Origin of the sequence: Sorangium sp. So ce185 (genome assembly GCF_051526825.1) — a bacterium.
GTDB lineage: Bacteria > Myxococcota_A > Polyangia > Polyangiales > Polyangiaceae > Sorangium > Sorangium cellulosum_D.
On sequence record NZ_CP150316.1, the window covers coordinates 11,703,158 to 11,727,878 of the forward strand.

Consider the following 24,721-nt stretch of genomic DNA (forward strand, 5'->3'; position numbering starts at 1 on the left):
CCTAGCCCGGCGTGGGCCGGAGCGGGAGCTTGATTTTATCGGACGGCGGGGCGGGCGCGGGATCACCGCTGGAACGGCTCAAAGTCCGGGCGGCGTGGCGAACTGCCCCGGGAACGGGTTCGCCTCCCGGCGGCGCCGGACGTCGTCGAGCGTCCAGGGCGCCGTGCCGCGCTCGTGGAAGAGGGCCACGCCGATCACGCCCACGTTCCTCGTGTCGCCGTGCTTCTGGTTCGCGTAGGAGCCGCGGACCGAGCCGAACCGGAACGCCGCGACGGTGTCCATGCTCTGACGGAAACCGTCGATCTCGAGCTCGCCGTGGGGCTCGACCAGGTAACCGCGCTTGTCGAACGCCGCGGGCTGGCCGTCCATGACGTCGAGGCCGTCGACGGAGACGACGCACTCGATCCGGTTCGGCGTGAGGTTGCGCAGCACGACGCTGTAGCGCTGGCCGGCCTCGCCGACGACGTGGCTCGTCTCGCCGGCGACGAAGCCGCTCAGGAAGCCGCCGCCCTCGCCGCGCAGCCCGATGGCGACGGCGCCGCCGGCGAGCGTGAAGGCCTGCGGCGACGTGCGGCGGAAGCCGGACGCGCTCGCCATGGCGCGCGCCCCCTCGGCGTCGTTGTAGAACAGGCTCGCGAGCGCGAACGGCCGCTCGACGTCGGCGCGGACGAACGGCGCGGTCGAGATGCGGGACACGCGCGTCTCGCCCCACTCGGTGCCGAGGCCGGGGCGCTCGATCGGCTCCGGCGCGACCTGGCTGCTCGGCGCCCGGCGCGCCGCCCCCTCGGCGCGGCCGGCGCCGTGCGCGACGGAGGGCGCCTCGAAGTCGGCAGAGGGCGCCGAGGGCGCGGCCTCGAACGGGGGCGGGGCGGGCGCGCCCGGCTCGGCGGCGGCGCCATCCCAGGCGCCGGAGCTGCCCGAGGCGACGAACCCAGGCGCGGGATCGGCTGCCCTCGATGTCGCGGCGTCCGCCGGCCGGGCCGCGGTGCCGCCGCCGCACGAGGCAGCGCCCGCGAGGAGCGATACCGCCAAACAAGCCAGCCCGATTCGTCGCGTCCGGTTCATGGTCCCTCCACTCCGCATTGCGGTGTCGACCGGAGAACGGGCTCGACGAGGCTACCTTACAGCCGAGCGCGCCTCTGCCGCGGCGGGCGCCGACGGCGTCGGCGCGGGGTGATCGCCCGCCGCGAGCCAGCGCTCCGCGAGCGTGAGCCCGAGCGCGGCGGACGCGACGGCGAGCGCGCACACGCCGAGGGCGGCAGCGCGCGACGCGGCGCGGGCGGCGCGCGGCGCCGTGCATGCGCGCCGCCGCGAGCGCGACGGCGGGCGGCGCGCGAGGGGCGCGGCGACGGCGCGGCCGCCGCCCTGCGAGGCGAGCGGCGGGAGGCGCTGCGCGGCGGCGGGCGCGGCGGCGCGGGCCGTGGGGACGTCGAAGGCGGTCGGGGTGAGCTCCGCCGTGCTGGCTGCCTCCGCCGCGCCGTGCGGCGCTCCGTCGCGCAGCCGGCGCACGGCGGCGTCCATGTCGTCGGCCGTCTGGAAGCGGTGCTCGGGCGCCTTCGCGATGGCGCGCAGGATCACCCGATCGAGGGCGGCCGGGATCGCCTGCGGCGCGAAGCGCGACGGCGGGGGCGGCTCCCGCTCGCAGTGGGCGATGCGGAGCGCGTCGCGGCGGCCGTGCAGCTCGTCGAACGGGCCTCGCCCGGCGACGAGCTCGTAGAGGACGAGGCCCATCGCGTAGATGTCGGCGCGCGGATCGATCGGCAGGGAGGCGCACTGCTCCGGCGCCATCGTCCTCGGCGTGCCGATGACCGCGTCCGGGGCGGTCAGCGAGGCGCCGGCGTGGAGGAGCTTGGCGACGCCGAAGTCGAGGACCTTGAGCGTGCCGTCGTCGCACAAGAACAGGTTCTCGAGCTTGAGGTCGCGGTGGACGATGCCGGCCGCGTGCGCGAGCGACAGCGCCGAGAGGGCCTGCTGGACCAGGCCGAGCGCGGTCGGGACCGCGACCACGCCGAGGCGCGCGAGCTCGGTCCTGAGGTCGCGCCCTTCGAGGAGCTCCATGGCGAAGTAGGGGCGGCCGCCTCGGGTGGTGCCGAGATCGAACACCTCGGGCAAGCTCCGGTGGCGCAGGCGAGCGATCGCGCGCGCCTCGGCGCGCATGCGCGCCGAGAGATCGCTGCGGCCGGCGTGGCAGCGGTGCAGCAGCTTCACCGCGAACCGGCGGCCGAGCTCGCGGTGCTCGACCTCGTACACCTCGCCCATGCCGCCCTGGCCGAGCAGGCGCACCACGACGTACGGCGTGCCGTGGATCGGCTCGCCCTCGGCGAGCGCGCGCAGCGGCCGCGCGTCCTCGGACGGCTCGACCTCGCCCAGCGCGCGCAGCAGCCGCGCGCCTTCGGACGGCTCGACCTCGCCCAGCGCGCGCAGCAGCCGCGCGTCCGCGGACAGCTCGACCTCGCCCAGCGCGTGCAATGGCCGCGCGTCCTCGGACAGCTCGACCTCGCCCAGCGCGCGCGGCGGCCGCGCGCGAGGAGCCTGCGGCGCGCGCAGAGCGCCGGGCGCGTACAGGAGCGTGCGCCCGTCGGCGGTCGCGCCGGTCATCGCGCCCCTCCGTCCGCGAGCTGCGCCCGCGCACCGCGCGCGCCGCGCGCGCCGCCAGATGGCGCGGCCTGCCCCGCGCCGTCGGGCGCGGCCGTCTCCCGGCCGCCGTCTTCTCCCTCCGCGAGCGCGGCGGCCATCGCGTCCGCCGTCTGCCAGCGGAGCCCCGGGTCCTTCTCGAGGGCGCGCGCGACCGCGTGGTCGAGCGCCGGAGGGACCCAGAGGAGCGAGCGGAGCCGCGGCGCCGGCGTGCTCAGGTGCGCCCGCATCACCGCCATCGAGTCGACCACCGGAAACGGCCCTCGCCCGGTGATCGCCTCGAACAGCAGGAGCCCCACCGCGTACACGTCGGTGCGCGCGTCGACATCCTCGCCCCGGATCTGCTCGGGCGACAGGTAGCGCGGCGTGCCGAGGACGTTCGAGCCCGTCGGCGGCCCGAGCCCTTCGCGGGTCACCTTCGCGATGCCGAAGTCGATCAGCACCGCGTGCTCGGCCTCGGGCGCGGAGGGCCCGCTCTCCAGATCGGCCGCTCCCTGCTCGGCGCCGCTCACCTGCGCGAGGAAGACGTTGGCCGGCTTGATGTCGCGGTGGATGATGCCGGCGCGGTGCGCCGCGGCGAGCCCGCCGAGCACCTGGATGGCGATGCGCACGGCGGCGGGGATCGCGAGCGGCCCGCGCGCGTCGAGCCGCTCGCGCAGCGTCTCGCCGAAGAGGCGCGGCATGACGAGGAAGGGACGGCCGTCGCTCGTCACGCCGACCTCCTCGACCTTCACGACGTTCGGGTGGCTCAGCGTCGAGAGCGCGCGCCCCTCCTGGACGAGGCGCGCGCCGACCTCGCTCGCCCCCTCGTGCATGGCGCGGAGCAGCTTGAGCGCGCGCAGCTGACCGCGGCGCCCCGTCACCTCGAAGACCTCGGAGCACGAGCCTGCCCCGATCCTCTGGAGCAGGCGGTACGAAGTCCCCGGGAGCGGCTGTCCTTCTCGCTTTTGCACCATGTCCGTCGACCTCCCTTGCGGGGGCGCGCGGCGGAGCGCCGGCGCCTTCGTTCGGGAAGGGAATCGTCGCTCTCGCGGCGGGAGTTGCGCGGACAAACCGCTCAGCTCACCAAAAAACGCGCAATCAACGGATGTGCAGTGGGCGCGGCGCGCCGTTCAGGGCTGTACAGGGGCGCGGGGCGCGCTCAGTGATAGAGGAACCACCGGACGCCCGGCTTGATCTCCATATGGTAATGGTCGGCGTGCGGCGCGTTGTAATTGGGCGTCAGCACGTATGTAAAAATTCCGAGGTCCGCCGCCTCGCACACGATCGACCGGAGCTCGCGTGCCTCGGGGAGCTCGGGCTGGGGCGCCCCCTCGCCGCAGGTCTTGTCCCCGATGCGGCCGTGGAAATGGCGCGCGACGCTGATCCAGGTGCCGTCGCGCTTCTTGAGCGCGCCGACGTCGATGGCCAGGCCGGCCGGGTGACGCGTGCCGGGCGGAGCCCACGCGCCGCGGGGCTTCTGGCCCGCGTCGCTGCGCAGCGCCACGTCGCCGCGGGGCTTCTGGCCCGCGTCGCTGCGCAGCGCCACGTCGCCGCGGCGCTTGCTCGCGGACGCCGTGGCCCGGGACGCCGCGGGCTTGCGGCGCGCAGAGCGTCGCGTTCCTGCCTTGCCGGCTGCCGTGGCCGGCGCGCTGCGCACCGCGGTCGTCCGCCCCTGGGGGTCCGGCGCGCTCGACGCGGCGTTTCGAGGGGGCTCCGCCGCGCCCTTGTCCTTCGCGCCGGCCTCCGCCGCGCCCTTGTCCTTCGCGCCGGCCCCCGCCGCGCCTTTGTCCTTCGCGCCGGCCTCCGCCGCGCCCTTGTCCTTCGCGCCGGCCTCCGCCGCGCCCTTGTCCTTCGCGCCGGCCCCCGCCGCGCCCTTCTCCTTCGCGCCGGCCCCCGCCGCGCCCTTCTCCTTCATGCGTCGCGGGCGCTCCTCGGGCGCCTTCGACGTCCCATCGAGCGCGCCCTTCTTGCCCAGCTCGACCGGAGGCGCGGGCATCGTCGATTCCTTGCGCGCGTCGCCGTCCGCGGCCTTCGCCTCGACGGCCCCGTGCGCGTGCTCCCCCTCGTGGTCTCCCCGCTCGCGGCCCGGCATCGGCACGTTGGGTCGATACATCGTGTAATGGACGACCTCGTCGATATCGTGCCGCATGAGCACGGCCGCGAAATCGTCGAGGGCGAGCGCGAGGCGCGCGTCCAGGATCTCGAACATGCTCGTCACGCGCTGCTCGGGCGGGAGCACGGAATGGTAGTACACGCCGTTCAGCCGGCCCGTGAGCCGGATCGGCGCGCGCACCCCGGGCGCGTGATCCACCCTGAGGTACAGGATCTTCCGGCGATCCAGCTCGGCCAGCGCCTCGTCGTCCGTCATGTTGGCGTAGCGGTACGCCGGGGAGGCCTCGGCGACGCTCGCCTCCGGCGTCACGAGGAACGGCGACGCGGCCAGCGCGGGCGCCGGATCGAGCGTCGCGACGGACGCGAGCAGCGCGCCCACCAGCGGCTTCAGCAGACAGCGAAGTCGGGAAAACGCCACAGCGGACGCACTCTAACGTGACCGGGCAGGAAGGCGAAAAAACGGCGACGGCTGGACCGGTGAGCAGCAGCGCGATCGCGGCGCCGCCGCGCTGACCGTCGCGCAGCGCCGTGCTCGCGGTTACGCTGGGCGCGCGGCGCCCAGAACGGCGCGATCCCCGCGCGCATCCCCTCCGCGACGAACACGCCTTTGCAACCACCGACGCCCTTCGAACCGAGCCGCCACGCGCACCCCCGAGCCGGCGCCGAGACGCCCGGCGCGCCGGCCGACGCGGGCGCGCTCCACGGCGAGCGCCCGCGGCCGCCGGAGCCGACCGCCGCGCGCGCGCTCCTCGCCGCGGCCATCACGACCGCCGCCGTGACGGCGGCGTCCTACGCGGCGCCGAAGAGCTACGCCGGCACGCTCGTGGGCCTCGCGTTCCTCGCCGCGACGTACTGGCTCGTGCTGCGGTACGACGAGGCGACGATCCGCGCCCACGGCCTGTCCCTCGGGGGCGTCCTCGAGCCCGCGCCGCTCTCGGCAGCGCGGCTCGCCCGCGCCGCGCTCCGCGCGGTCGCCTGGGCCGCCCTGGTCGCCGCGATCGTCTTCCCGCCGTTCTGGCTCGGCTACCGGCTGTACTGGGGCGTGACCTCGCCGTTCGTGCTGCGCCCGCCGTCCGCCGACGAGATCGCCGCGCAGCTCCTCGTGGTCGCGCTGCCCGAGGAGGCGTTCTTCCGCGGCTACCTCCAGAGCGCCCTCGACCGCGTCTTCCCGCCGCGCGTCCGCGTCCTCGGCGCGCCGCTCGGCCCGGCGTGGCTCATCTCCTCGGCGATCTTCGCGCTCGGCCACGTGCTCACGATCGTGCACCCCGCGCGGCTCGCCGTCTTCTTCCCCGCGCTCGTCTTCGGGTGGCTGCGGGCCCGCACCGGCGGCATCGGGGCGCCGCTCCTGTTCCACGCGGCCTGCAACCTCTTCTCGCTCACCCTCGCGAACGGCTACCTTCACGCGCCGTGAGCACCTCGTCGGACGACACGGCGCCGGGCTCCCCGCGCGGCGGCGGCCGGGCGGGGCAGGACGGCGCCGCGCCGCGGGACGGCCGCGTCGCGCGCCGGCGCGCGGCGCTGTTCGACATGGATCGCACGCTGCTGCGCAAGGAGACGGCGAGCCTTTACGTGAAGTACCAGCGCCAGCTCGGCGAGGCGACCGCGCGCGATCTCCTGCGGACCCTGTACTGGGTCGGGCAATACACGCTCGGCGTGCTCGACGCCGAGAAGGTCGCCGAGCGCGCGCTGCTCGCGCTCCGGGGCGTGCCCGAGACCGTCCTCGCGGCCCGCTGCGACGACTGGTTCCGGCTCCACGTCGAGCCGCACATCGCCGACGGGGGGCGCGAGGCCGTGCGGCGGCATCGAGCGGCCGGAGACCTGTGCGCCATCGTGACCGGCGCGTGGCCCTACACCGCGCGACCGCTGGCCAGGCGGCTCGGGATCGAGCACCTCGTCGCGAGCGAGCTCGAGATCGACGAGCGCGGGCACTTCACGGGCCGCGCCGCGCCCCCGCTCTGCCTCGGGGAGGGCAAGGTCGCGCGCGCGCGGGCGCTGGCCGAGGCGCAGGGCTTCCGGCTGGAGGACGCGACGTTCTACACGGACAGCATCAGCGATCTGCCGCTCCTCGAGCTCGTGGCGGAGCCGATCGCCGTCAACCCCGATCCCCGGCTGCGCCGGGTCGCCGAGCGGCGGGGCTACCGGATCGAGCGCTGGTGAGCGCGCCGGCCGCGGCGCGCGGTCGCCTCACGTAGCCGCGCGGGCGCCTCACGCGGCCGCGCGGTCGCGTCACGCGGGCGGCGGTCGAGAGCCCGGCGGCGGCCGCGAGGTGGGCGAGCCGAACGAAGGCGGCGGCCGCGACGACAGCGGCCCCACCGGGAGGCTCGCGCGGGAGAGGCTCGAGCGGGTGTTGACCGCCCACAGGACGATCGCGGCGACGACCGGACCGATGAAGATGCCTGCCGCGCCGAACAGCTCGAGCCCGCCGAAGATGGCGAGCAGGGCGATGAGCGGGTGCATCCCGCCGTGCGAGCTCTGGACCCACGGCCTGATCACGTTGTCCGAGAGCCCGACGAGGACGGCCGCGGCGCACATGCCGATGCCGGCGCCGATGCGCCCGATGACGAACAGGTAGATCGCCGCCCCTACCGTCACCGGCGTGGTGCCGATCATGGGGACGAGCGAGAGCAGCGTGGCGAGGAGGCCGAGGAGGAACGCGCCCGGCACCTTGCAGACGAAGAGCGCGACGGTCGTCAGCGTCCCCTGGACGGCCGCCGTCGCGAGCAGGCCGAGGACGGCGCCGTGCACCGTGTCCTGGATCGAGGCGAAGAGGACGTCGGTCTCCTCGTTCCTGAACGGCGACTGCGTGAGCAGCCAGCGCAGCAAGAGGCCGCCGTCGCGGAGCAGGTAGTAGAGCGCCACGATGAACAGGAAGGCGTCGACGATCGTCTGCGGCACCGCGGCGACCATGCCGCCCGCGAAGCTCGCCATCGAGCTGCCCACCCGCTGGAACAGGTTGCTCACGTACGTGCGGATGTCGTCTCCGGACAGGCCTGCCCTGTTGATGAGCCCCGTCAACCGGCCGTCGTTCAGGAGGCCCTGGACGCGCTCGATGGTGCTGGACCAGTCCCGCGCGAAGAAGCGGCTGATCGAGGCGGAGGCCTCGATGATGATCACGGCGAGCGGGATGCACACGAGGATCACCACGCCGACGGTGGAGATCGCGGGCGCGAACTGGCGGAAGCGGCCGAGTCGCGGCGAGAGGCGGCGCTGGAGCGGCGAGACGAGGAGCGCGACGAGGCCGCCGAGCAGGACGGGGACGAGCAGCCCCTTCACCATCCAGAAGAACAGCGCGACGAGCCCCGCGCGGAGGGCGAACGACAGCCATCGATCCGACTGGGTATCTTGGTTCATCGCCGGGTGCGCTTGCTCGTTGTGCCGCGTTCAGCGGCCTCCGGGGCCAAGGTAGGGTGGGCCTCCGGCGACCACCAGCGATTTCCGCGTTCCGCGAGCGCAGCGCGGCGATTCCGGGATACAGTCAAGCTCGGCCGACGACCGCGGAGGCGACGGCGCCTTCACCGCCGCGTCAGCTGGAGGAAGCAAGATGAGCACGAGCGGTGGCGGGGTTCCGCCCGAGGGCGGAAGCTGGGGAAACGGCGGCGGGGGCTGGGGGAACGGCGGCGGCTGGGGGTCGAGCCCGCCTGGCGGCCAGGGAGTGGCGCCGGGCGGCGGTGCGCCGGCGGGAGGGGGATACCCGCCCGCGGGTGGGGGAGTTGCGCCGCTGGGTGGGGGATCTCCGCCGCCGGGCGGGGGATACCCGCCGCCGGGCGGAGGATACCCGCCGCCGGGTGGGGGATACCCGTCGCCGGGCGCGGGATGGGGGGCGCCGCCCGGAGGAGGACAGGGCGGGCCGCCCGCAGGCGGCTGGGGGCCGCCGCCCGCGTACGGCGGCGGGCCGCCCCCGCCGGGAGCGATGCAGCTCTACTCCGACAAGGATCAGGCGACTGCCTTCCTGCTCGCGGCGTTTCTCGGGATCTTCGGCGCCGACCGCCTTTACCTCGGTCAGACCGGGCTCGGCCTCCTGAAGCTGTTCACGTGCGGCGGCTTCGGCTTCTGGACCCTCATCGATCTGATCCTGATCGGCACCGGCTCGATGCGAGATGCCCAGGGCCTCGTGCTCAAGCGCGACGCGCCCGTCGGTTACCCGACCAAGAGCCAGTCCACGGTCTTCTTGCTCTCGTATTTCCTGGGCAGCCTGGGCGCGGATCGCTTCTATCTGGGACAGACCGGGCTCGGCATCGCCAAGCTCTTGACGTGCGGTGGACTCGGCATCTGGTCGCTGATCGACATGCTGATGATCGGAATGGGGCGCTTCCGCGACGCCGAGGGCAACTCGCTGAAGTTCGACCGCTGAGGCGACTACACCTGAGCGGAGGAGAACAGCCCGTCGCTGAAACTGGCGGAGTCTATCCGTCTCCCGTCCCCGTCCCCCGTCCCCGTCCCCGTGCTCGTCTTTCGTGCGCGTGCGCGTGCGCGTGCGCGCTCCGCTCATCCCTCTCTGCCCAGAGTCATCCGTTTCCACGCAACTGAGCCGGCACCCGTGACGATCTCGCAAGCATGGCTCTCCTCGATCACGAAAACCTGGACGTCTATCACCGCTCTATCGAGTTCTTGACCCTCGCACTTCGTCTCGTCACGTATCTGCCTCGTAGAGAGCGAGAGCTTCGTGAGCAATTCAAACGCGCAGCCATTTCGGTACCACTAAACATCGCAGAAGGCTCAGGAAAACCCGCGAAGCCGGACCGAGCGCGCTTCTACGCAATTGCCCGTGGCTCCGCGATGGAATGCGGCGCGCTGATGGACGTGTGCCGCGTGGCGGGCTTTCTGGCGCCCGCTGAAGCGGAAGATGCGAAGAGCTTGCTGGCTCGAATCGTCGCTATGCTCACGAGAATGTGCCGCGGGTGAGCATATGACGACATGGTCGCGCACGCGCACGCGCACGAAGGACGAGCACGGGAGACGGGAGACGGGAGACGGGAGACGGGAGACGGAAGACGGCGAGCGGGCCTCTCCGCACGCGCCGCCCGAATCACCGAAACGGTCAGCCTCGCTCCCTCACGCCATCACTCCAGCGCCAGCATCCGCACCGAGCGCGGAACGAGCCGCACCTCCAGCGCCCCTCGCCTCGCCTCGAAGTGCGCGTCGTCCAGCACGTCGCGCGCGCGCGCCGCGCTCACGGTGACCCGCGCGACCACGTCCGCGTCGCCGGGGTTCAACAGGAAGAGCACCCGCGGCGCGCCGGACGCATCCTCGTGCAGCGTGGCGAACACGCTGTCCGGATCGCACGCGAACGTCGGCAGGCCGAGCGCGTCGATGGCGCGCGACACCGCGGAGTCCGCCGCGGCGGGGTTGTCCTGGAGGAGCGCAGGCAAGTTCTGCCCGGGGGCAAGGAGCCGCCGCAGATCGTAAGGCTGCGGGAGCGCACGGAACGCGCCGTCGAAGGCCGGCTCGCGCGGGCCCAGCGTGATCAACGTCCCCTGCCCCGCCGTCGCCTCGAGCCGCGCGAACAGATCCGGGCTCAGGCCGCCCGAGGTCGCGCAGATGACCCAGCGCGCCCCGGCGAGCGAGATGTCGCGATCCTCGCCCCCCACGTGCGCGTAGGGGACGCCGCGCGCGTCGAGCGCCTCCTCGAACGCGCGCACGAACGTGTCGGGCTCCACCCCGAGCGGGTAGCCGAGACCCACGTCGTCCTCGAGGCAACGGTCGCGCGGCCCGAAGTTCATGATCGAGAAGAACGCACCGGTGAGCGGGCCGAAGGCGTGCATCACCCGGGTGAGCCGGCGCTCGGTGCGCGGCGTGACGATGCGCACCGGCGCCCGGCGGCGCAGCGCGTGGAACCTCGTGGCCTCGAGGGCCGCGGCGAGCTTCCGCCAGAAGGCGGCGAACGGGCGCGGGCGGCCGTGCGGATCGATCGGCGCGCCGATCCAGCGATCGCGCTCGACCGCCATGTAGATGTTGTACCCGCGCAGCCCGTACGCGAGCGCGGCCATCATCACGAAGATGCTGTCGCGCTCCTCGAGCGGCGGGAAGAACGGCGGGAAGCCGGCGCCCATCTCGCACGCGAACGGCGGCAGGGAGAGCGCCTCGCAGCGCACGGCGAGCTCGCTCGTCCGGCGAGCGATGATCTGGCGGCTGCTCGGGCTCGCGACGCTGTAGTAGTCGAGGCCGACGAGGTCGACGACGCGCGAGATGCGCGCCGGGTTGAGCGGCGTCGCGTCCTGGCCCATCGGGAAGTTGTGCATCGTCGGCAAGCCGTCGAGGCCGGCCGCGGCGAGCGCCTTCGCGAAGCGGCCCATCGCGACCTCGAGGAGGTGCTCGTGGAACTCGCTCCAGTCGAGGTGGCGCGCGAGATCGGCCGGCGCCTCGGCGTCGAACGCGACCGGCGGCGTGATCGTGGCGAACCGCAGGTCGCCCTCCTCGGCCGGCGCGCGCTCGCGGGCGACGGCGCGCAGGAGCGCGGCGCCGGCGTCCTCGGCCACGGCGCCCTCGGGCGCGGGCTCCGCCCGCCGCGCGTACGCGCGCTGGAGCGCCTCGATCGTGCGGTACTTCTCGCGCAGGAAGTCGCGGTACAGGGAGATCGCGTCGGGGTGGTAGTCCTGGTCGTACGCGCCGTCGCGGAAGTAGAGCGCGCCCTCGTTGTCGATCTGGAAGAGCACGATCGGCCCGTCCGGATAGAGGTGCGGCTTGAGCACCGGGGCGAGCGCGTTGAAGTAACGGGCGACCTCGTCGTGGAACGCGTTGCTCGCGTAGCTCGGGACCGGGAAGCCGTAGGGGAGCATCGGGAGCACGACCGGGTTGTTCCGCGGGGAGCGGGCCTGGCAGCTCGGATCCCAGATGACGCGCTCGGGGATGCCGAAGCAGGTGAGCTCCGCGTTGATGTGCGGGCCCGGGCGGGCGATGACGTAGAAGCCGAGGTCGTGCGCGAGGCGGAGAAAGGCGCCGACGTCGCGGCGCACGTCGAGCTGGCCGAAATCGAACTGGCCCGGACCGGTCTCGTGAACGGCCCAAGGCACGTAGATGTCGATCAGGTGAACGCCGAGCGCGCGCGTGGCCTCGAGGCAGGCGCGCCAGTCCGACGGGTCGAGCCGCCAGTAATGCAGGGTGCCGGCGTACAGCGGGACCAGCTTGCCGCCGATGTCCAGGCCGCCTGGGACGAGGCGCACCCCCCGCGTGAAACGTTCCTCTGGAGAGCTCGCGTCCTGCGTCGTGGCCACGCGCGCGCACACTAGCAAGGATCGCAGGGAGATCGATACCGCCGCGTGCGATCGGGCGAGCGCGCCGGTCGAGGAGGGCGGCCGCGCGCTCGCTCGACCGCGCGGGGCTCAGCGCAGCATCGTCAGCGAGCGCGCCACGAAGTCGTAAACGGGCGCCCAGTAGACGCCGAGCAGCACGGTCGGAACCGCGAGCGCGCACGCCGTCGCGCCGAGCAGCGGCCGCACGGCCGCGGGCTCGGCGCGCTCGCCCTGCTCCAGGTACATCGCGCGGAGGACGCGCGCGTAATAGAAGAGCGAGATCACGCTGTTCACCACGCCGACGATCGCCATCACCCAGCGCCACGGGCCGCCGGCGGTGAGCAGCGCCGAGAAGAGATAGAACTTGCCGACGAAGCCCGCCATCGGGGGCAGGCCGGTGAGCGACACCAGGAACACGGCCATCGCCGCGGCGACGAGCGGCGCGCGACGCCCGAGCCCCCGGAAGGCGGAGAGCGTCTCGTCCCCGCCGCTCTGCTCGGCCACGGCCATCACCACCATGAACGCGCCGAGGTTCATGAAGCAGTACGTGACGATGTAGAACGCGATCGCGGCGACGCCGGCGTCGCTGAACACGGCGAAGCCGAGCAGCATGTAACCGGCGTGCGCGATGCTCGAGTAGGCGAGCATGCGCTTCACGTTCTCCTGGCCGAGCGCCGATAGGTTGCCGACGGTCATGGTCGCCATCGCGAGGCACCCGGCGAGCACCGGCCACGGCGTCGCGACGCCGGACGGCGCGCTCCCGGCGCCGAGCGCGTCCGAGAAGAAGCGGACCAGCACCGCGAAGCCGGCGGCCTTGGGCCCGACCGAGAGGAACGCGGTCACCGGGGTCGGCGCGCCCTCGTACACGTCCGGCGTCCACATGTGGAACGGGGCCGCGCTGATCTTGTAGCCGAAGCCCGCGAGCATGCAGGCCGTGCCGACGAAGACGACCTCGGGCACCTTGCCCTGCTGCGCCGTGAGCGCGGCGATCCGGGCCGCGCACTCGCCGAGGTGCATCGACGCGGTGATGCCGAAGATCCAGCTCATCCCGTAGAGCATGATCCCCGACGCGACCCCGCCGAAGATGACGTACTTGAGCGCCCCCTCGCTCGATCGCGCGTCGCCGATCTTGAAGCCCGCCAGCACGAAGCTGATCACGCTGACGAGCTCGAGCGACAGGTAGATGAGCAGCAGGTGGCGGCTCGCCGCCATGAGGTTCATGCCCAGCGAGAGCACGAGGATCAGCGTGAAGAGCTCGCCCACGTCGCGCCGGAGCTCGGGCGCGGCCCCCGGCCCGCTCGGGGGCACCGCGAAGAGGACGATCGCCGCGGTGACGAAGGCGAAGATCACGCGGAACAGGTTGGAGAAGCGATCGAACGCGAGCATCCCGTAGAAGAGCTCGTGGGGCCCGGCGCCCGTCGCCAGGAAGTAGGCGCCCATCCCGCCCGACGCGCCGAGCGCGGCGAGGCTGATGACGACGAGGCCGGCGATCTTGAGGCGCGCCGGCGACGCGAGGTCCCACACGACGAGCAGCAGGGCGGCGGCGATGAGGACGAGCTCCGGCGCGAAGTACGGGAGGCTCGCGACGTTGTCGAAGGTGCGCGTTTCCACGGCTTATCTGGCGCTGGCGAGGGCGCGTCGGCCCGCCGCGCCGCCCTCCCCCGGGGCGGCCGCGCGGGCCGGCGCGCCGCTGTCCACGCCGGGCGCGCCGGCGATCTGGGACGGCCCCGGCCTGTCGACGAGGCGGTGCACCTCGAGGGCCCCGCGGTCGATGAGGCTGAGCAGCGGGCGCGGCCAGAAGCCGAGGAGGAGGACCAGCGCCGCGAGCGGCGCGATCGACGCGAGCTCTCGCCCGTTGATCTCCGGGAACTTCCCGCCGAACGGCTCGAGATACTTGCTCTGCCGCCACGACGCGCGGAACGTGCCGAGGAACATCCGCTGGAGCGCCCAGAGGTGGTAGGCCGCGGTGATGATGACGCCGACGGCGGCGAGGATCGTGAGGGCGCGGTAGCGCGCGAAGGCGCCGATGAACGTCATCGCCTCGCCCCAGAAGCCGGACAGGCCGGGTAGGCCGAGCGACGCCATGAACGCGAAGCCCACGAACGCCGTATAGAGCGGCATCTCCGAGGCGAGGCCGCCGAACTTGTCGATGTCGCGCGTGTGCACGCGGTCGTAGACCACGCCGACCAGGGTGAAGAGCATCGCGGTGATCAGGCCGTGGTTGAACATCTGCACGAGGCACGCCTGGATGCCCTGCGGCGTCATCGCGCCGAGCGCGAGCAGCGCGAAGCCCATGTGGCTCACGGAGGAGTAGGCCACGAGCTTCTTCAGGTCGCTCTGCGCCATGGCGCAGAAGGCGCCGTAGAGGATGTTGATCACCCCGAACGCCGCCATCGCCGGCGCGGCCCACTGCGTCGCCTCGGGCAGCAGCGTGAAGTTGATGCGGAGGATGCCGTAGGTGCCCATCTTGAGGAGCACCCCCGCGAGGATCACGCTGATCGCCGTGGGCGCCTCCACGTGGGCGTCCGGCAGCCAGGTGTGGAACGGGAACATCGGGATCTTGATGGCGAACCCGAGGAAGAGCCAGATCCAGACCACCTTCACCGCGGCGACGCCGAGGATCTCGAGCCCCTGCGCAGCCCAGGCGACGCGCGAGAGCTCCGGGATGGAGAAGATGCGCTCGGTCGCCTGGCCGTCGACGAGGTAGGTGTGGCCGGCGTTCAGGTAGAACCAGATGAACGCGAGCAGCATGAAGACGCTGCCGGCCAGCGTGTAGAGGAAGAACTTGATCGCCGCGTACTCGCGCCGCGGTCCGCCCCAGATGCCGATGAGGAAGTACATCGGCAGGAGCATCACCTCCCAGAAGACGAAGAAGAGGAACAGGTCGAGGGCGATGAACACGCCGAACATCCCCGTGACGAGGAGGTTGTACATGGCGAAGTAGCCCTTGAGCTGATCGTGGACGCTGTAGCTCGCGAGCGCGCCCACGAACGAGATCAGCGCCGTCAGGAGGACCATCGAGATCGACACGCCGTCGACGCCGACGAAGTACTCGACGTTCAGCGAGCGGATCCACACGCCGTGCTCGATGAACTGGTAGCCGTCGTTGCCGTCGGCCCGCGTGAAGCTCCGGTCGAACTGGGCGTAGAGCCACCCCGCGAGCACGAGGTTCACGCCCATCAGCACGACGGTCAGCAGCCGGAGCTTGCGGTCGTCCTTGTAGCGCAGGAGGTGCGCGATGAAGACCGCGACCACGCCGAGCAGCGGCAGGAACGTCAGGATCGACAGGATGTGGTCGCCGACGAAGCCGAGGCCGCGCCCGCGCTCCGCGTGGATGCCCATCGCCAGGGTCCGCGGTGTCTCCAGCACGCCGGCCGCGCCGGCCGCGACCGCGTCCGACTCGACGACGACGTGCCCGTAGAGCTCGCGCGCGCGCACGCCCTCGGTCCTCCACCGGACCACGACCTTCCGGCTCGCGCCCGGCGGGAGGGTCGCCGCTGTGCCGCCGCCCTCGAGCTCCGCGCTCACGCCCGGCGGGACGCGCGGGTCCTCGGGCGACGTGCGCACGATCACCCGCGTCACCTTCAGGGGGCCGTCGCCGCGGTTCTCGATCGTGAACGAGCCGGCGTAGTCCGGCCCGCTCGCCGCGAGCTCGACCGGCGCGCCGGGCGCCTCGGCGCGCAGCGCGATCTGGCCGCGCGGCTCGAGCGCCGGCGGCGGCGGATCGAGGGTCTGCGCCGCCGCGGGCCACGCCGCGCCGAGCACGACGGAGAGCGCGGCCAGCAGGGGGATCAGGAGCTTCATCGAGGTGGACCTCACCGGGGTCGCGAGGGCGACGCCGCGGCGCGTGTTGACGAAGGAGAGGTTCGACATCCGCCGTTCACCGCAGGAAGTAATGCACGATGCTGATCAAGGCGACGCCGCCCAGGAGGAAGTAGACGTAGCTCTGGACGCGCCCCGTCTGCAGGGTGCGGAGCTTCGCGCCCGCGCTCAGCGTGCCCTCGGCGACGAGGTTCACGACCCCGTCGACGAGGTACCTGTCGATGGCGCCCGTGACCCAGGCCGCGGCCCGGGTCAGGACCGCGACAGCGTTGACGATGCCGTCGACGATCCACCGGTCCATCTCGGCGAAGAAGAGGCGCAGCGAGAGGGCGGCGCGCACCACCGTCGCGTCGTAGATCTCGTCGACGTAGTACCGGTTCGAGAGGAGCCGATACCCCGGGAGCCGCCGCTCCTCCTCCGCCCAGCGCGCCGAGCGCCGCTCGCCGTAGCGGGCGCGGGCGCGCGAGAAGGCGAAGATCGCGCCGCCGACCGAGAGCGCCATGAGCGCGAGCTCGAGCCCGAGCCCGTGGCGCTGGAACGAGGCGTCCGCGTGGGCGAACACCGGGTGGAGCCACGCCTCGAGCAGGGGCTCGCCGTGGCCGCCGACGAAGTGGCTGGAGAAGCCGAACACCGCGCCCGCGAGCGCCGACAGCACCGCCAGCGCCGCGAGCACCCAGGTGATCGCCGGCGGCGACTCGTGGACCTTCGTCTTGATCTCCTTGCGGGCGTGCGGCCCCTCGAACGTCAGGTAGTAGCTCCGCCACATGTAGAACGAGGTGCAGAGCGCCGCCGCGAGCCCCATCCCGTAGATGAGCAGCCCCGGGATCGGGCCGGTGTTCTCGGTGCCGAACGCCTTCCAGAGGATCTCGTCCTTGGACCAGAAGCCGGCGAAGAACGGGATCGGCGCGGCGGTGATGGCGAGGCACGCGACCTGGTACGTCCGCGCCGTGAGCGGCATGACGCGGCGGAGGCCGCCCATGTTGCGCATGTCCTGCGCCGCGGCCTCGTCGTGCTCCACCGCGTGCATCCCGTGGATCACCGAGCCGGAGCCGAGGAAGAGGCACGCCTTGAAGAAGGCGTGCGTCATCAGGTGGAACACGGCGGCCCAGTACGCCCCCACGCCGACCCCGATGAACATGAAGCCGAGCTGGCTCACCGTGCTGTAGGCGAGCACCTTCTTGATGTCGTACTGGAAGAAGCCGATCGTGGCCGCGAAGAGCGCCGTCGAGGCCCCGATCAGCGCGACGACCCCGCCCGCGACCGGGCTCAGCGAGAACAGGGAGCTGAGGCGCGCGATCATGTAGACGCCGGCCGTGACCATGGTGGCGGCGTGGATCAGCGCGGAGACGGGGGTCGGGCCGGCCATCGCGTCGGGCAGCCAGACGTAGAGCGGGATCTGCGCGCTCTTGCCCGCCGCGCCGACGAACAGGAAGAGGCAGGCCAGCGTGACCAGCGAGACGCCCCACACCGTCTTCGACGCGAGCGCCTCCTTGAGGAACGCCTTGCCGCCCGCGTCCTTGATCACGAGCTGGTCGTGGATCTCGCGGAAGGTGACCGTCGAGCCCACGGTCGCCAGCACGACCTCCTTGCCCGGCTCGACGCGCATCCGCTCGATCGCGGCGATCTCGACGCCGTCGCCCCCGATCACGGCGCCGTCGCCCGGCACGATCACCACGGAGTGCGCCCCGGCGTCGATCTCCTTCCGAATGAAGGGCGACACGCCGAACGGCCGCGGGTTCGACGCGAGCTGCGCGGCGTCGGCGATCCCGAGGTACACGCGCGCGCCGGGGTGGCCGGTGAAGGTGAGGTAGCCCTTGGCGCCGGCGCGCGGCGCCCGGCGCTCGCCGGGCTTGCTCGCGGGCGCGTCGCTCGTCCCGGCGGCGCCGCCGTCGCCGCGCGCCTCCGCGGCCACCGCGATGAAGCGCGCGCGGTAATCGGACAGGTACCGGCCGTCGTCGAGCCACCTGGCGCCGAGGCCCCAGAAGAGGAGCGCGAGGCCGCACACGAAGCCGAAGTCGCCGATCCGGTTCACGACGAAGGCCTTCATGCCGGCGGAGGCCTTCCCGTAGTCGCGGTACCAGAACCCGATGAGCAGGTAGCTGCAGAGGCCGACGCCCTCCCAGCCGAAGAACATCACGATGAAGTTGTCCCCGAGGACGAGGAGCAACATCGCGAAGACGAAGAGGTTCAGGTACGTGAAGAACCGCCAGTACGAGGGCTCGGCCTCCATGTACGACGCGGCATAGACGTGGATGAGCGCGCCGACGCCGGTGATGATCAGCGTCATGAGGCCGCTCAGCGGGTCCATCACGAACGCGAAGTTCGCGTCGAGCGACCCGATGCGCACCATCTGCCAGGCGAAGCTGTAGAGGGCGCGCTCCTCCGGATCGAGCCCGGCGAGCGCCACGAAGTTCGCGAGCCCGAGGGCGAAGGCGCCCAGCATCGCGCCCACGGCGACGAGCGTGACGCCGAAGCTCCCGATGTGGAGCCGCTTCGACAGATCGCGGCCGAACGCGCTCCGCTGCAGCGCGCGGCCGAAGAGCGCGTTCGTCGCCGCGCCGAGCAGCGGCAGGAGCGGGATCCACCAGAGCGGCGTCAGCGACGCGTGGACGTGCGTGACCTGGCCGGAGTAGTCGGGCATCGTTGGGGGCAGCCGGTGAGAACGTGGGCTGGCGCGCGCCCTGCACGGCGAGACGCGGCGCGACAGCGGAACGTTCGGCTCTGGTGACTCCCCCGCGAAGCCGGAGGAGCCGCACGTTCATGGAGGACCAGACGGCGGGTCTATACCTCCATCGGCCCCGCGTTGGGGCGAGATACGCCGCTCCTCCGCGCGCCTCGCACCGCTGCGAGGTCAGCCGTCGGTCGCCCCCCGCTGCTCGTCCCCGCCCGCGGCGCCGCTGCTCTGCGGCGCGACGCCGCTGCTCTGCGGCGCGGCGCCGCTGCTCTGCGGCGCGGCGCCGCTGCTCTGCGGCGCGGCGCTGCCGAGCAGCGTCGCGCGCCGGATCGCGAGCCACAGCTCCCGCCTGCCCTCTCCGGTGATCGACGAGAAGCCCACCGCGCGGCGGAGCGCGCCGCTCGCCGCCCGCGGCGCCGCGGCGGACACCTGATCCAGCGCGCGCCGCACCGACGAGCTGGGCACCTTGTCGATCTTCGTCGCCACGAGGAGCAGCTCCACGGGCCGGCGCGCCACGTCGCGCGACGCCTCGACGAAGCGGACGAGCTCGAGGTCGTCCTCCTCGAGCCCCCGCCGCGCGTCGACCAGGAGCAGCACCGCGGCGAGCGTGATGCGCCCGCGCAGGTAACCCTCGATCAGCGACGCCCACGCCGCCTGCTCGGCCTTCGAGCGCCGGGTGAAGCCGTACCCGGGCAGATCCACGAGCTGGAACACCACGCCGTCGCGCGCCCGGGCCTCGTAGAGGTTGATCTGCCGCGTCGAGCCCGGGTTCGAGCTCGTCCGGACGAGCCCTTTGCGCTCGACCAGCGTGTTGATGAGGCTCGACTTGCCGACGTTCGAGCGCCCCGCGAACGCCACCTCCGCGCTCACGGGCGGAGGGAGCGACGCGAGCGAGGCCGCGCCGGCGACGAAGGAGGAGTCGACGATCTGGAACGGATCGAGCTGCCGCTCGGCGCGCGCCGGCGGGGGAGCAGCTTGAGGCTTGGGCGGGCGGCGGGTGGTCACTTGGAGCGGGGCGGCTGGAATTGCGGCTTGCACTCGTCGCACTGGCAGAGCGAGCGCAGGTACCGGAACGTGTAGATCCCCGAGTCGTGCCGGTCTCCCCAGGTGAACTGGAGCGCGTAGTTGCCGACCTGCTCGATCTCGCGGACGTCCAGATCGCCCCCGGGCACGAAGTTGATCGTGCCGCCGTGCCCCTGGCAGTTCGCGCACGGGCAGTACCCGCGCAGGATCTCGTGCGGGAGGACGCTGCGGTGGCCGTCGGCCCAGTGGATCTCCATCACCCGCGCGCCGTGCGGCGCCTTGACCTGCGTGGGCGTGAGCTTCGGATCCTGCGGCATCGTACCCTTCCGGCGCACGGCAGTACCACGCCGATCCGGCGCTGCAAAGCGCGGCGGGGCTCAGCTCGTCGCAAAATGCGCCGCTCCCGTGTTCGCGACGTCCCCGCTGGCCTCGCCTGTTCCGGGCCTGTTCCGGGCCTGTTCCGGCGCGGGCCGCCGGACTCGGCCGCCGGCCTCGCCGCGCCCTCCCGAGCGCGCCGCCGGCGATCGCCAGGCGCGCCGGCCGCGGCTACCCCGCCGCGGCCGCCCGGGCCTCGACCGGCGCGAGCGTCGCCTCGACGCGCTCGAGGACCCGCACCACGGCGGCGCCCTCGTCGAGCGGCGTCAGCGGCGGCGCGCGGTCCTCGACGCAGCGGAGGAAGTGCTCGATCTCCACCGAGAGCGGCTCACGCCACGGCACCTCGACCTCGCGCTCTTCGACGACGCGCGCGAGCGCGTCGCGCTCGGCGCGCTCGGCGCGCTCGCCGAGCAGCGCGCCCGCCGCGACGCCGCGCGCGTCGAGCAGCGCCAGCCGGTCGGGCGCGCGCACGTCGTCGAAGACCGCGACGCGCGCGCTGCCGGCGAGCCGCAGCCGCCGCTCCTTGGTCGGGCTCGACGAGCAGAGCTCGATCTGCGCGGTGAGGCCGCTCTCGAGGCGCGCCGACAGCGTGACGTGCTCGCCGCCCGGCGAGAGGTGGGCCCGCGCCTCGACGAGCGGGCTCGGGTCGAGCGCCGACAGCACCGAGAGGTCGTGCGGCCCGAGCGTCCAGAGCGCCGAGCGGGCCCCGCCGCCGGCGCCGCCCGTCGAGAGGCGCGCCGCGCTGAAGCTCACGAGATCGCCGAGGCGCCGCTCGCGCGCGAGCGCGACGAGGTGCACCACCGAGGGGTGGTAGCGGAGCAGGTGGCCGACCATGCCGACCCGGCCGAGCGCCGCCGCGCGCGCGGCGCAGCGATCCGCCTGCGCCGCGGAGAGGGCCAGCGGCTTCTCCACGAACACGTCGGCGCCGGCCTCGAGCGCGCGCAGCGCGAGCTCGGCGTGGCTCGCCGCGGGCGTCGCGACGACCACCGCGTCCACGCGCGCGGCCAGCGCCTCGTCGAGCGTGCGCACGAGCCGCGCCCGCGGGGCGAGCGCGCGCGCCCGCGCGAGGCGGCCGCGGTCGACGTCCGCCACCGCGACGACGCGCGCCCGCGCGTTCTCCGACAGCGCGCGGAGGAGCTTCTCCCCCCACCGCCCGCAGCCGAGCAGCGCGACGCGGACGCTCATGGCGCCCCCGGCGCGGCGGCGGACTCGGCCGGCGGACGCCCGAGCTCGCCGAGGATCGCCTCGCCGTCGCGGTTGCCCGGGTGGATCGACGGCCCGTTGATGTCGACGAGGAAGTCGTACGCCGCGCGCGGCTCTCCCTCGATCGTCGCGCGCACGCGGACGTGCTGGAAGCAGGCCGACTCGGTGGCGGTGCTCCAGACGGGCGGCTTGCCCGGGTGCCGCGCGCCGATCGCCTCCGGCACGCTCCGGCCGTCCTGCGCCCGGTACTGCTGCACGATGCCGAGCGCCGCCCTGCGATCCGAGGCGTTGAACCGCGACTGAACCCAGAGGACCGCGCCGGCGGCGACGGCGCTGGTGCCCACGAGCAGCAGCGTCCGCGTCGCCTTGCCGTAGTCCATCCGCGATGGCGTATAGCCCCGGCGCCCGGGGAGGGCCAGCCGTAGCGCCCGGGCGGCGCGCCGCCTCGAGCCGCCTCGCTCCCGCCTAGCCCACGAACGACCCGAGCCCGCGGAACCTGCGGTACCGGTCGTCCACGAGCTCCTCCGGGCTGAGCCCGTCCATCGACGAGAGCGTCGCCCAGAGCGCCTTGTCGAGCCGCGCCGCGGCGTCGTCGTGGTCCTGGTGCGCACCGCCGGTCGGCTCCTCGACGATGGTGTCGACGACGCCGAGCTGCAGGAGGTCCGGCGCGGTGATCTTGAGCCGCGCCGCGGCCTCGTCGGCGCGGGCCCCGTCCTTCCAGAGGATGGCCGCGCAGCCCTCGGGCGAGATGACCGAGTAGCAGCTGAACTCGAGCACCAGCACGCGGTTCGCGACGCCGAGCGCCAGCGCGCCGCCCGAGCCCCCCTCGCCGATGACGGTCGCCACGATCGGCACCCCGACCCGCGCCATCGCGGCGAGCGCGGCGCCGATCGCCTCGCTCTGGCCGCGCTCCTCGGCGCCGATGCCCGGGTACGCCCCCATCGTGTCGATGAACGTCAGGATCGGCAGCCCGAACCGGTCCGCCATCTCGTAGAGCCGGATGGCCTTCCGGTAGCCCTCCGGGTGCGGCATCCCGAAGTTGCGCTTCACGTTCTCCTTCGCGCCGCGCCCCTTCTGGTGGCCCACCACCACGACGCTCCGCCCGTGGTACGTCGCGAGCCCGCCGACGATCGAGCAGTCGTCGGCGAAGCGCCGATCGCCCTTCAGCTCGACCCAGTCCGTGAAGAGCCGCTTCACGTAGTCGAGCGTGTACGGCCGGTTCGCGTGCCGCGAGAGCAGCACCTTCTGCATCGGCGTGAGGCCCGCGAAGATCTCGCGCGCCAGCCGGCCCGTGTTGTCCTCGAGCTGCGCGAGCTCCGGCTCGAAGCGCGGGTCGGCCGCGGCGAGCGACCGCAGCTCCCGCACCTTCTCGATCAGCTCTGCGACGGGTTTTTCAAAGGGTAGAATCGAAGCAGCCACGGCGCGGACCCTAACGCTGCAGCGGGCGGACGGCTACGGCGCTGTGCTGCCGCGGCGCATCGCGTCGAGCGCGTCGCGCACCCGCGACGACGCGCGCGCCCTCCGCCCGGGGCGGAGGCGTCGCGTCATCGCGCTCATTCCTGGGCGGCGTTGGTCGGCTCGACGTTGGCGAAGGCGTTCGCCGGGACCTGCGCCATCGGCCGGCTCCGGATCACGTTGTAGATCGGGATCGGCTTGTCCTTGCCCTTGACCTTGGCGGGCTGGAGCTCCTCGGTCTCGAACCGGCCGCCGAGCTGCGCGTACGTGGTCTCGCTGATCACGATCTGGCCGGCCAGCGCGATCGAGCAGAGCCGCGCCGACGTGTTCGCCACGTCGCCGATGACCGTGTAGCTGAGCGCCTTCGAGCTGCCGATGTACCCGGCGACGAGCGGCCCGGTGTGGATCCCGATGCCGACCGCGAGCGGCTGCTCGTCGCGCTGGAGCCGCTCGCGGTTGAACTCGCCGAGCACCTCGCCCATCTTCAGCGCGCACTCCACGCTGCGGACCGCGTCGTCCCGGTGGGCGACCGGCGCGCCCCAGAGCGCCATGATCCCGTCGCCCATGAACTTGTCGAGCGTGCCCTCGAACTGGAAGATCGTGTCGACCATCCGCTCGAAGTACTCGTTCAGCATCACAACGAGCTCCTCGGGCTTCTTGCTCTCGGCCATGCGCGTGAAGCCGCGGATGTCGCTGTTGAAGACGGTGCACTCCTCGACGTGCTGGCCGCCCTGCTTCACGGCGAGCTGGCCGCTCAGCACGCGCTCGGCGATGTTCGGCGAGAGCAGCCGGCGCAGCTGCTCGCGCGTGACGATCTCGTTCTCGATCTTCTTCCCGAGGATGTTGATCTCGATGAACATCGCCGCCTGGTAGGCGATGGCGGTCACGAGCTCGAGGTCCTTGGGCTGGAACTGCGCGAGCGTCTCCGAGTCGAGCCAGAGCACGCCGAGCACCTCGTTGTTGTGCTGCAGCGGGGCCACGAGGGGGGCGACGATGGCCGAGCTTATCCGGTTCAGGATCATGCTCTTGCCCTTCGACGCCGCGAAGTCCATCGCCGCGTCGTGGGTCAGCACCGCGGCGCGCTCGTGCACCACGTGGTTCAGGATCGTCGAGGACACGCTGATCGGCGCCGTCGTCCCGTCGCGCCGCTGCATGGCCTGCGGCGTGAGCTCGCCGCTCTCGTTGCGCAGGAAGATCACCCCGCGGTCGGCGCGGATGAACTTGAAGACGCTCGTGAGGATCTTCTCGAGCAGCTTCGTCGTGTCGCGCTCGGCGGCGATCTCGCGGGACAGCTCGTGCGACAGGCGCAGCCGCTCGTAGTCGGCGCGCAGCTGGTTCATGTCGTTCGCGATCCGGTCGAACGCCAGGAACCCCTTGTCGACCGCGGCGATCTGCGTGCCGATCTGCCGGGCCTGATCGTTCACGTCGATGCGGGTGCCCTGCGCGACGTACGAGCCGCCGTGCGCCCCCGAGCGCCCCGGCAGCGGCGCGGTCCCGCCCGGCCCGGCGACCAGCGGCGGGGGCGGCGGCACGTACGGCGGCTGCCGCGCCACCGGCGGCGCCGCCGGCGTGCCTGACAGCGCCCCCGCCTGCTGCGGCGGCTGCTGGCGCGGGTACTGCGGCTGCTGCGGCGCCGGGTAGGCGCCCTCGCGCGGCGGGTGTCCGTACCCGGGCGCTGGCGCCGCGCCCTGGTGGTTCACCGCGGGAGGCCAGCCCGGGACGAGCGGCGGGGCGACCGGCGCGCCCGGATCGTCGAAGCGGCCTCGCGTGGACCCCAGGGCGATCTCGTCCCCGTGCTTGAGCGGCGCTTCGCCCCGGACACGCTCGCTGTTGACGAACGTGCCGTTCAGGCTCCCGAGATCGCGCAGGACGAAGTGATCGCCCCGCTGCTCGATGATGCAGTGCTCCTTCGAGACGATCTTGTCGAGCAGCTGGATGGAATTGTTCGGGTGGCGCCCCAGCGAGTTCACGGGCCGCAGCTCGATCGCCTGCTGGCCCTCGGCGGTCTGCAGGATGAGGCGGGCCATCGGTTCTGGGAGATTACCCAGCCGAGCACGGACCGACAATCTTTCCGGCCGGAGTCCAGGACAGGCCGGGGAAAGCGACCGCGCTGATCCGCGGGGACGCGCCCGCGCCCGGCGCGATCGCCCCGGGCGGCCCCGCGGCGACCACTGATCATCTGTACAGAACACAGAATCGGGATCCGTGTGGA

The 24,721-nt window shown here is 73.0% G+C and carries 19 protein-coding genes; 4 read left to right on the plus strand and 15 right to left on the minus strand.

What is annotated here, in order from left to right; all coding sequences use genetic code 11:
* Positions 1–78 precede the first annotated feature (78 nt).
* From WMF26_RS43160 to WMF26_RS43175, 4 genes are all read right to left on the minus strand, one after another.
* Entirely contained in the window at positions 79–1,032 is a 954-nt protein-coding gene (locus tag WMF26_RS43160) for a hypothetical protein (protein ID WP_437997468.1), read from the minus strand.
* Positions 1,033–1,116: 84 nt separating this feature from the next.
* Complete coding sequence (locus WMF26_RS43165; RefSeq protein WP_437997469.1) at positions 1,117–2,598, minus strand: serine/threonine-protein kinase; 1,482 nt, start codon at positions 2,596–2,598, stop codon at positions 1,117–1,119.
* Entirely contained in the window at positions 2,595–3,590 is a 996-nt protein-coding gene (locus WMF26_RS43170) for a serine/threonine-protein kinase (RefSeq protein WP_437997470.1), read from the minus strand. The genes WMF26_RS43165 and WMF26_RS43170 overlap by 4 nt, the downstream gene beginning before the upstream one ends.
* Before the next feature lie 185 nt (positions 3,591–3,775).
* The gene (locus WMF26_RS43175) at positions 3,776–5,107 is read right to left on the minus strand and encodes an extensin family protein (protein WP_437997471.1); all 1,332 of its coding nucleotides are present in this window, start codon (positions 5,105–5,107) and stop codon (positions 3,776–3,778) included.
* Between the two features lie 228 nt (positions 5,108–5,335).
* On the opposite strand from WMF26_RS43175, the gene mrtC reads away from it, so the two are divergent.
* On the plus strand, positions 5,336–6,139 hold the full coding sequence (mrtC, locus tag WMF26_RS43180) for a myxosortase MrtC (RefSeq protein ID WP_437997472.1): 804 nt from the start codon (positions 5,336–5,338) through the stop codon (positions 6,137–6,139).
* Positions 6,136–6,885, plus strand: coding sequence for an HAD family hydrolase (locus WMF26_RS43185; RefSeq protein WP_437997473.1), 750 nt, complete (start codon positions 6,136–6,138; stop codon positions 6,883–6,885). Before mrtC ends, WMF26_RS43185 begins: the two co-directional genes overlap by 4 nt.
* Before the next feature lie 69 nt (positions 6,886–6,954).
* Here the strand turns inward: WMF26_RS43185 and WMF26_RS43190 are convergent, their stop codons facing one another.
* Positions 6,955–8,079 (minus strand): AI-2E family transporter, encoded by a 1,125-nt coding sequence (locus WMF26_RS43190; protein ID WP_437333901.1) that lies wholly within the window; start codon positions 8,077–8,079, stop codon positions 6,955–6,957.
* 190 nt (positions 8,080–8,269) lie between these two features.
* On the opposite strand from WMF26_RS43190, the gene WMF26_RS43195 reads away from it, so the two are divergent.
* Positions 8,270–9,079: a TM2 domain-containing protein gene (locus tag WMF26_RS43195; protein ID WP_437997474.1), complete on the plus strand. Its 810-nt coding sequence runs from the start codon at positions 8,270–8,272 to the stop codon at positions 9,077–9,079.
* Positions 9,080–9,282: 203 nt separating this feature from the next.
* Positions 9,283–9,630, plus strand: coding sequence for a four helix bundle protein (locus WMF26_RS43200; protein WP_437997475.1), 348 nt, complete (start codon positions 9,283–9,285; stop codon positions 9,628–9,630).
* Positions 9,631–9,788: 158 nt separating this feature from the next.
* On the opposite strand, the gene WMF26_RS43205 is transcribed toward WMF26_RS43200, so the two are convergent.
* The 10 genes from WMF26_RS43205 to WMF26_RS43250 all read right to left on the minus strand — a co-directional run bounded on the left by WMF26_RS43205 (position 9,789) and on the right by WMF26_RS43250 (position 24,536).
* Positions 9,789–11,888, minus strand: coding sequence for a beta-galactosidase (locus tag WMF26_RS43205; protein ID WP_437997476.1), 2,100 nt, complete (start codon positions 11,886–11,888; stop codon positions 9,789–9,791).
* Positions 11,889–12,047: 159 nt separating this feature from the next.
* Complete coding sequence (locus WMF26_RS43210; protein ID WP_437997477.1) at positions 12,048–13,568, minus strand: NADH-quinone oxidoreductase subunit N; 1,521 nt, start codon at positions 13,566–13,568, stop codon at positions 12,048–12,050.
* Positions 13,569–13,571: 3 nt separating this feature from the next.
* Positions 13,572–15,830, minus strand: a complete 2,259-nt coding sequence (locus WMF26_RS43215; RefSeq protein WP_437997478.1) for a complex I subunit 4 family protein — start codon at positions 15,828–15,830, stop codon at positions 13,572–13,574.
* A gap of 7 nt (positions 15,831–15,837) precedes the next feature.
* Complete coding sequence (locus WMF26_RS43220; RefSeq protein WP_437997479.1) at positions 15,838–18,420, minus strand: NADH-quinone oxidoreductase subunit L; 2,583 nt, start codon at positions 18,418–18,420, stop codon at positions 15,838–15,840.
* A 210-nt stretch (positions 18,421–18,630) separates the two neighbouring features.
* Positions 18,631–19,458 carry a ribosome biogenesis GTP-binding protein YihA/YsxC gene (yihA, locus tag WMF26_RS43225; protein ID WP_437997480.1) on the minus strand — a complete coding sequence of 276 codons (828 nt, stop codon included), beginning with the start codon at positions 19,456–19,458 and terminating at the stop codon, positions 18,631–18,633.
* Positions 19,455–19,793, minus strand: coding sequence for a gamma-butyrobetaine hydroxylase-like domain-containing protein (locus WMF26_RS43230; RefSeq protein ID WP_020740654.1), 339 nt, complete (start codon positions 19,791–19,793; stop codon positions 19,455–19,457). The genes yihA and WMF26_RS43230 overlap by 4 nt, the downstream gene beginning before the upstream one ends.
* 229 nt (positions 19,794–20,022) lie before the next feature.
* Complete coding sequence (locus tag WMF26_RS43235; protein WP_437997481.1) at positions 20,023–21,036, minus strand: Gfo/Idh/MocA family protein; 1,014 nt, start codon at positions 21,034–21,036, stop codon at positions 20,023–20,025.
* Positions 21,033–21,434 carry a hypothetical protein gene (locus WMF26_RS43240; RefSeq protein WP_437333911.1) on the minus strand — a complete coding sequence of 134 codons (402 nt, stop codon included), beginning with the start codon at positions 21,432–21,434 and terminating at the stop codon, positions 21,033–21,035. Before WMF26_RS43240 ends, WMF26_RS43235 begins: the two co-directional genes overlap by 4 nt.
* 85 nt (positions 21,435–21,519) lie before the next feature.
* On the minus strand, positions 21,520–22,473 hold the full coding sequence (locus WMF26_RS43245; protein WP_437997482.1) for an acetyl-CoA carboxylase carboxyltransferase subunit alpha: 954 nt from the start codon (positions 22,471–22,473) through the stop codon (positions 21,520–21,522).
* Positions 22,474–22,607: 134 nt separating this feature from the next.
* Positions 22,608–24,536 carry an adenylate/guanylate cyclase domain-containing protein gene (locus tag WMF26_RS43250; RefSeq protein ID WP_437997483.1) on the minus strand — a complete coding sequence of 643 codons (1,929 nt, stop codon included), beginning with the start codon at positions 24,534–24,536 and terminating at the stop codon, positions 22,608–22,610.
* Positions 24,537–24,721: the final 185 nt, after the last annotated feature.

What these genes read in the sequence shown, in the direction of transcription:
- WMF26_RS43230 (WP_020740654.1), bottom strand. Translation starts at nt 19,793, where the DNA reads ATGCCGCAGGATCCGAAGCTCACGCCCACGCAGGTCAAGGCGCCGCAC.
- WMF26_RS43170 (WP_437997470.1), bottom strand. Translation starts at nt 3,590, where the DNA reads ATGGTGCAAAAGCGAGAAGGACAGCCGCTCCCGGGGACTTCGTACCGC.
- WMF26_RS43190 (WP_437333901.1), bottom strand. Translation starts at nt 8,079, where the DNA reads ATGAACCAAGATACCCAGTCGGATCGATGGCTGTCGTTCGCCCTCCGC.
- WMF26_RS43165 (WP_437997469.1), bottom strand. Translation starts at nt 2,598, where the DNA reads ATGACCGGCGCGACCGCCGACGGGCGCACGCTCCTGTACGCGCCCGGC.
- WMF26_RS43235 (WP_437997481.1), bottom strand. Translation starts at nt 21,036, where the DNA reads ATGAGCGTCCGCGTCGCGCTGCTCGGCTGCGGGCGGTGGGGGGAGAAG.
- WMF26_RS43250 (WP_437997483.1), bottom strand. Translation starts at nt 24,536, where the DNA reads ATGGCCCGCCTCATCCTGCAGACCGCCGAGGGCCAGCAGGCGATCGAG.
- WMF26_RS43195 (WP_437997474.1), top strand. Translation starts at nt 8,270, where the DNA reads ATGAGCACGAGCGGTGGCGGGGTTCCGCCCGAGGGCGGAAGCTGGGGA.
- WMF26_RS43215 (WP_437997478.1), bottom strand. Translation starts at nt 15,830, where the DNA reads ATGTCGAACCTCTCCTTCGTCAACACGCGCCGCGGCGTCGCCCTCGCG.
- WMF26_RS43220 (WP_437997479.1), bottom strand. Translation starts at nt 18,420, where the DNA reads ATGCCCGACTACTCCGGCCAGGTCACGCACGTCCACGCGTCGCTGACG.
- WMF26_RS43200 (WP_437997475.1), top strand. Translation starts at nt 9,283, where the DNA reads ATGGCTCTCCTCGATCACGAAAACCTGGACGTCTATCACCGCTCTATC.
- WMF26_RS43240 (WP_437333911.1), bottom strand. Translation starts at nt 21,434, where the DNA reads ATGGACTACGGCAAGGCGACGCGGACGCTGCTGCTCGTGGGCACCAGC.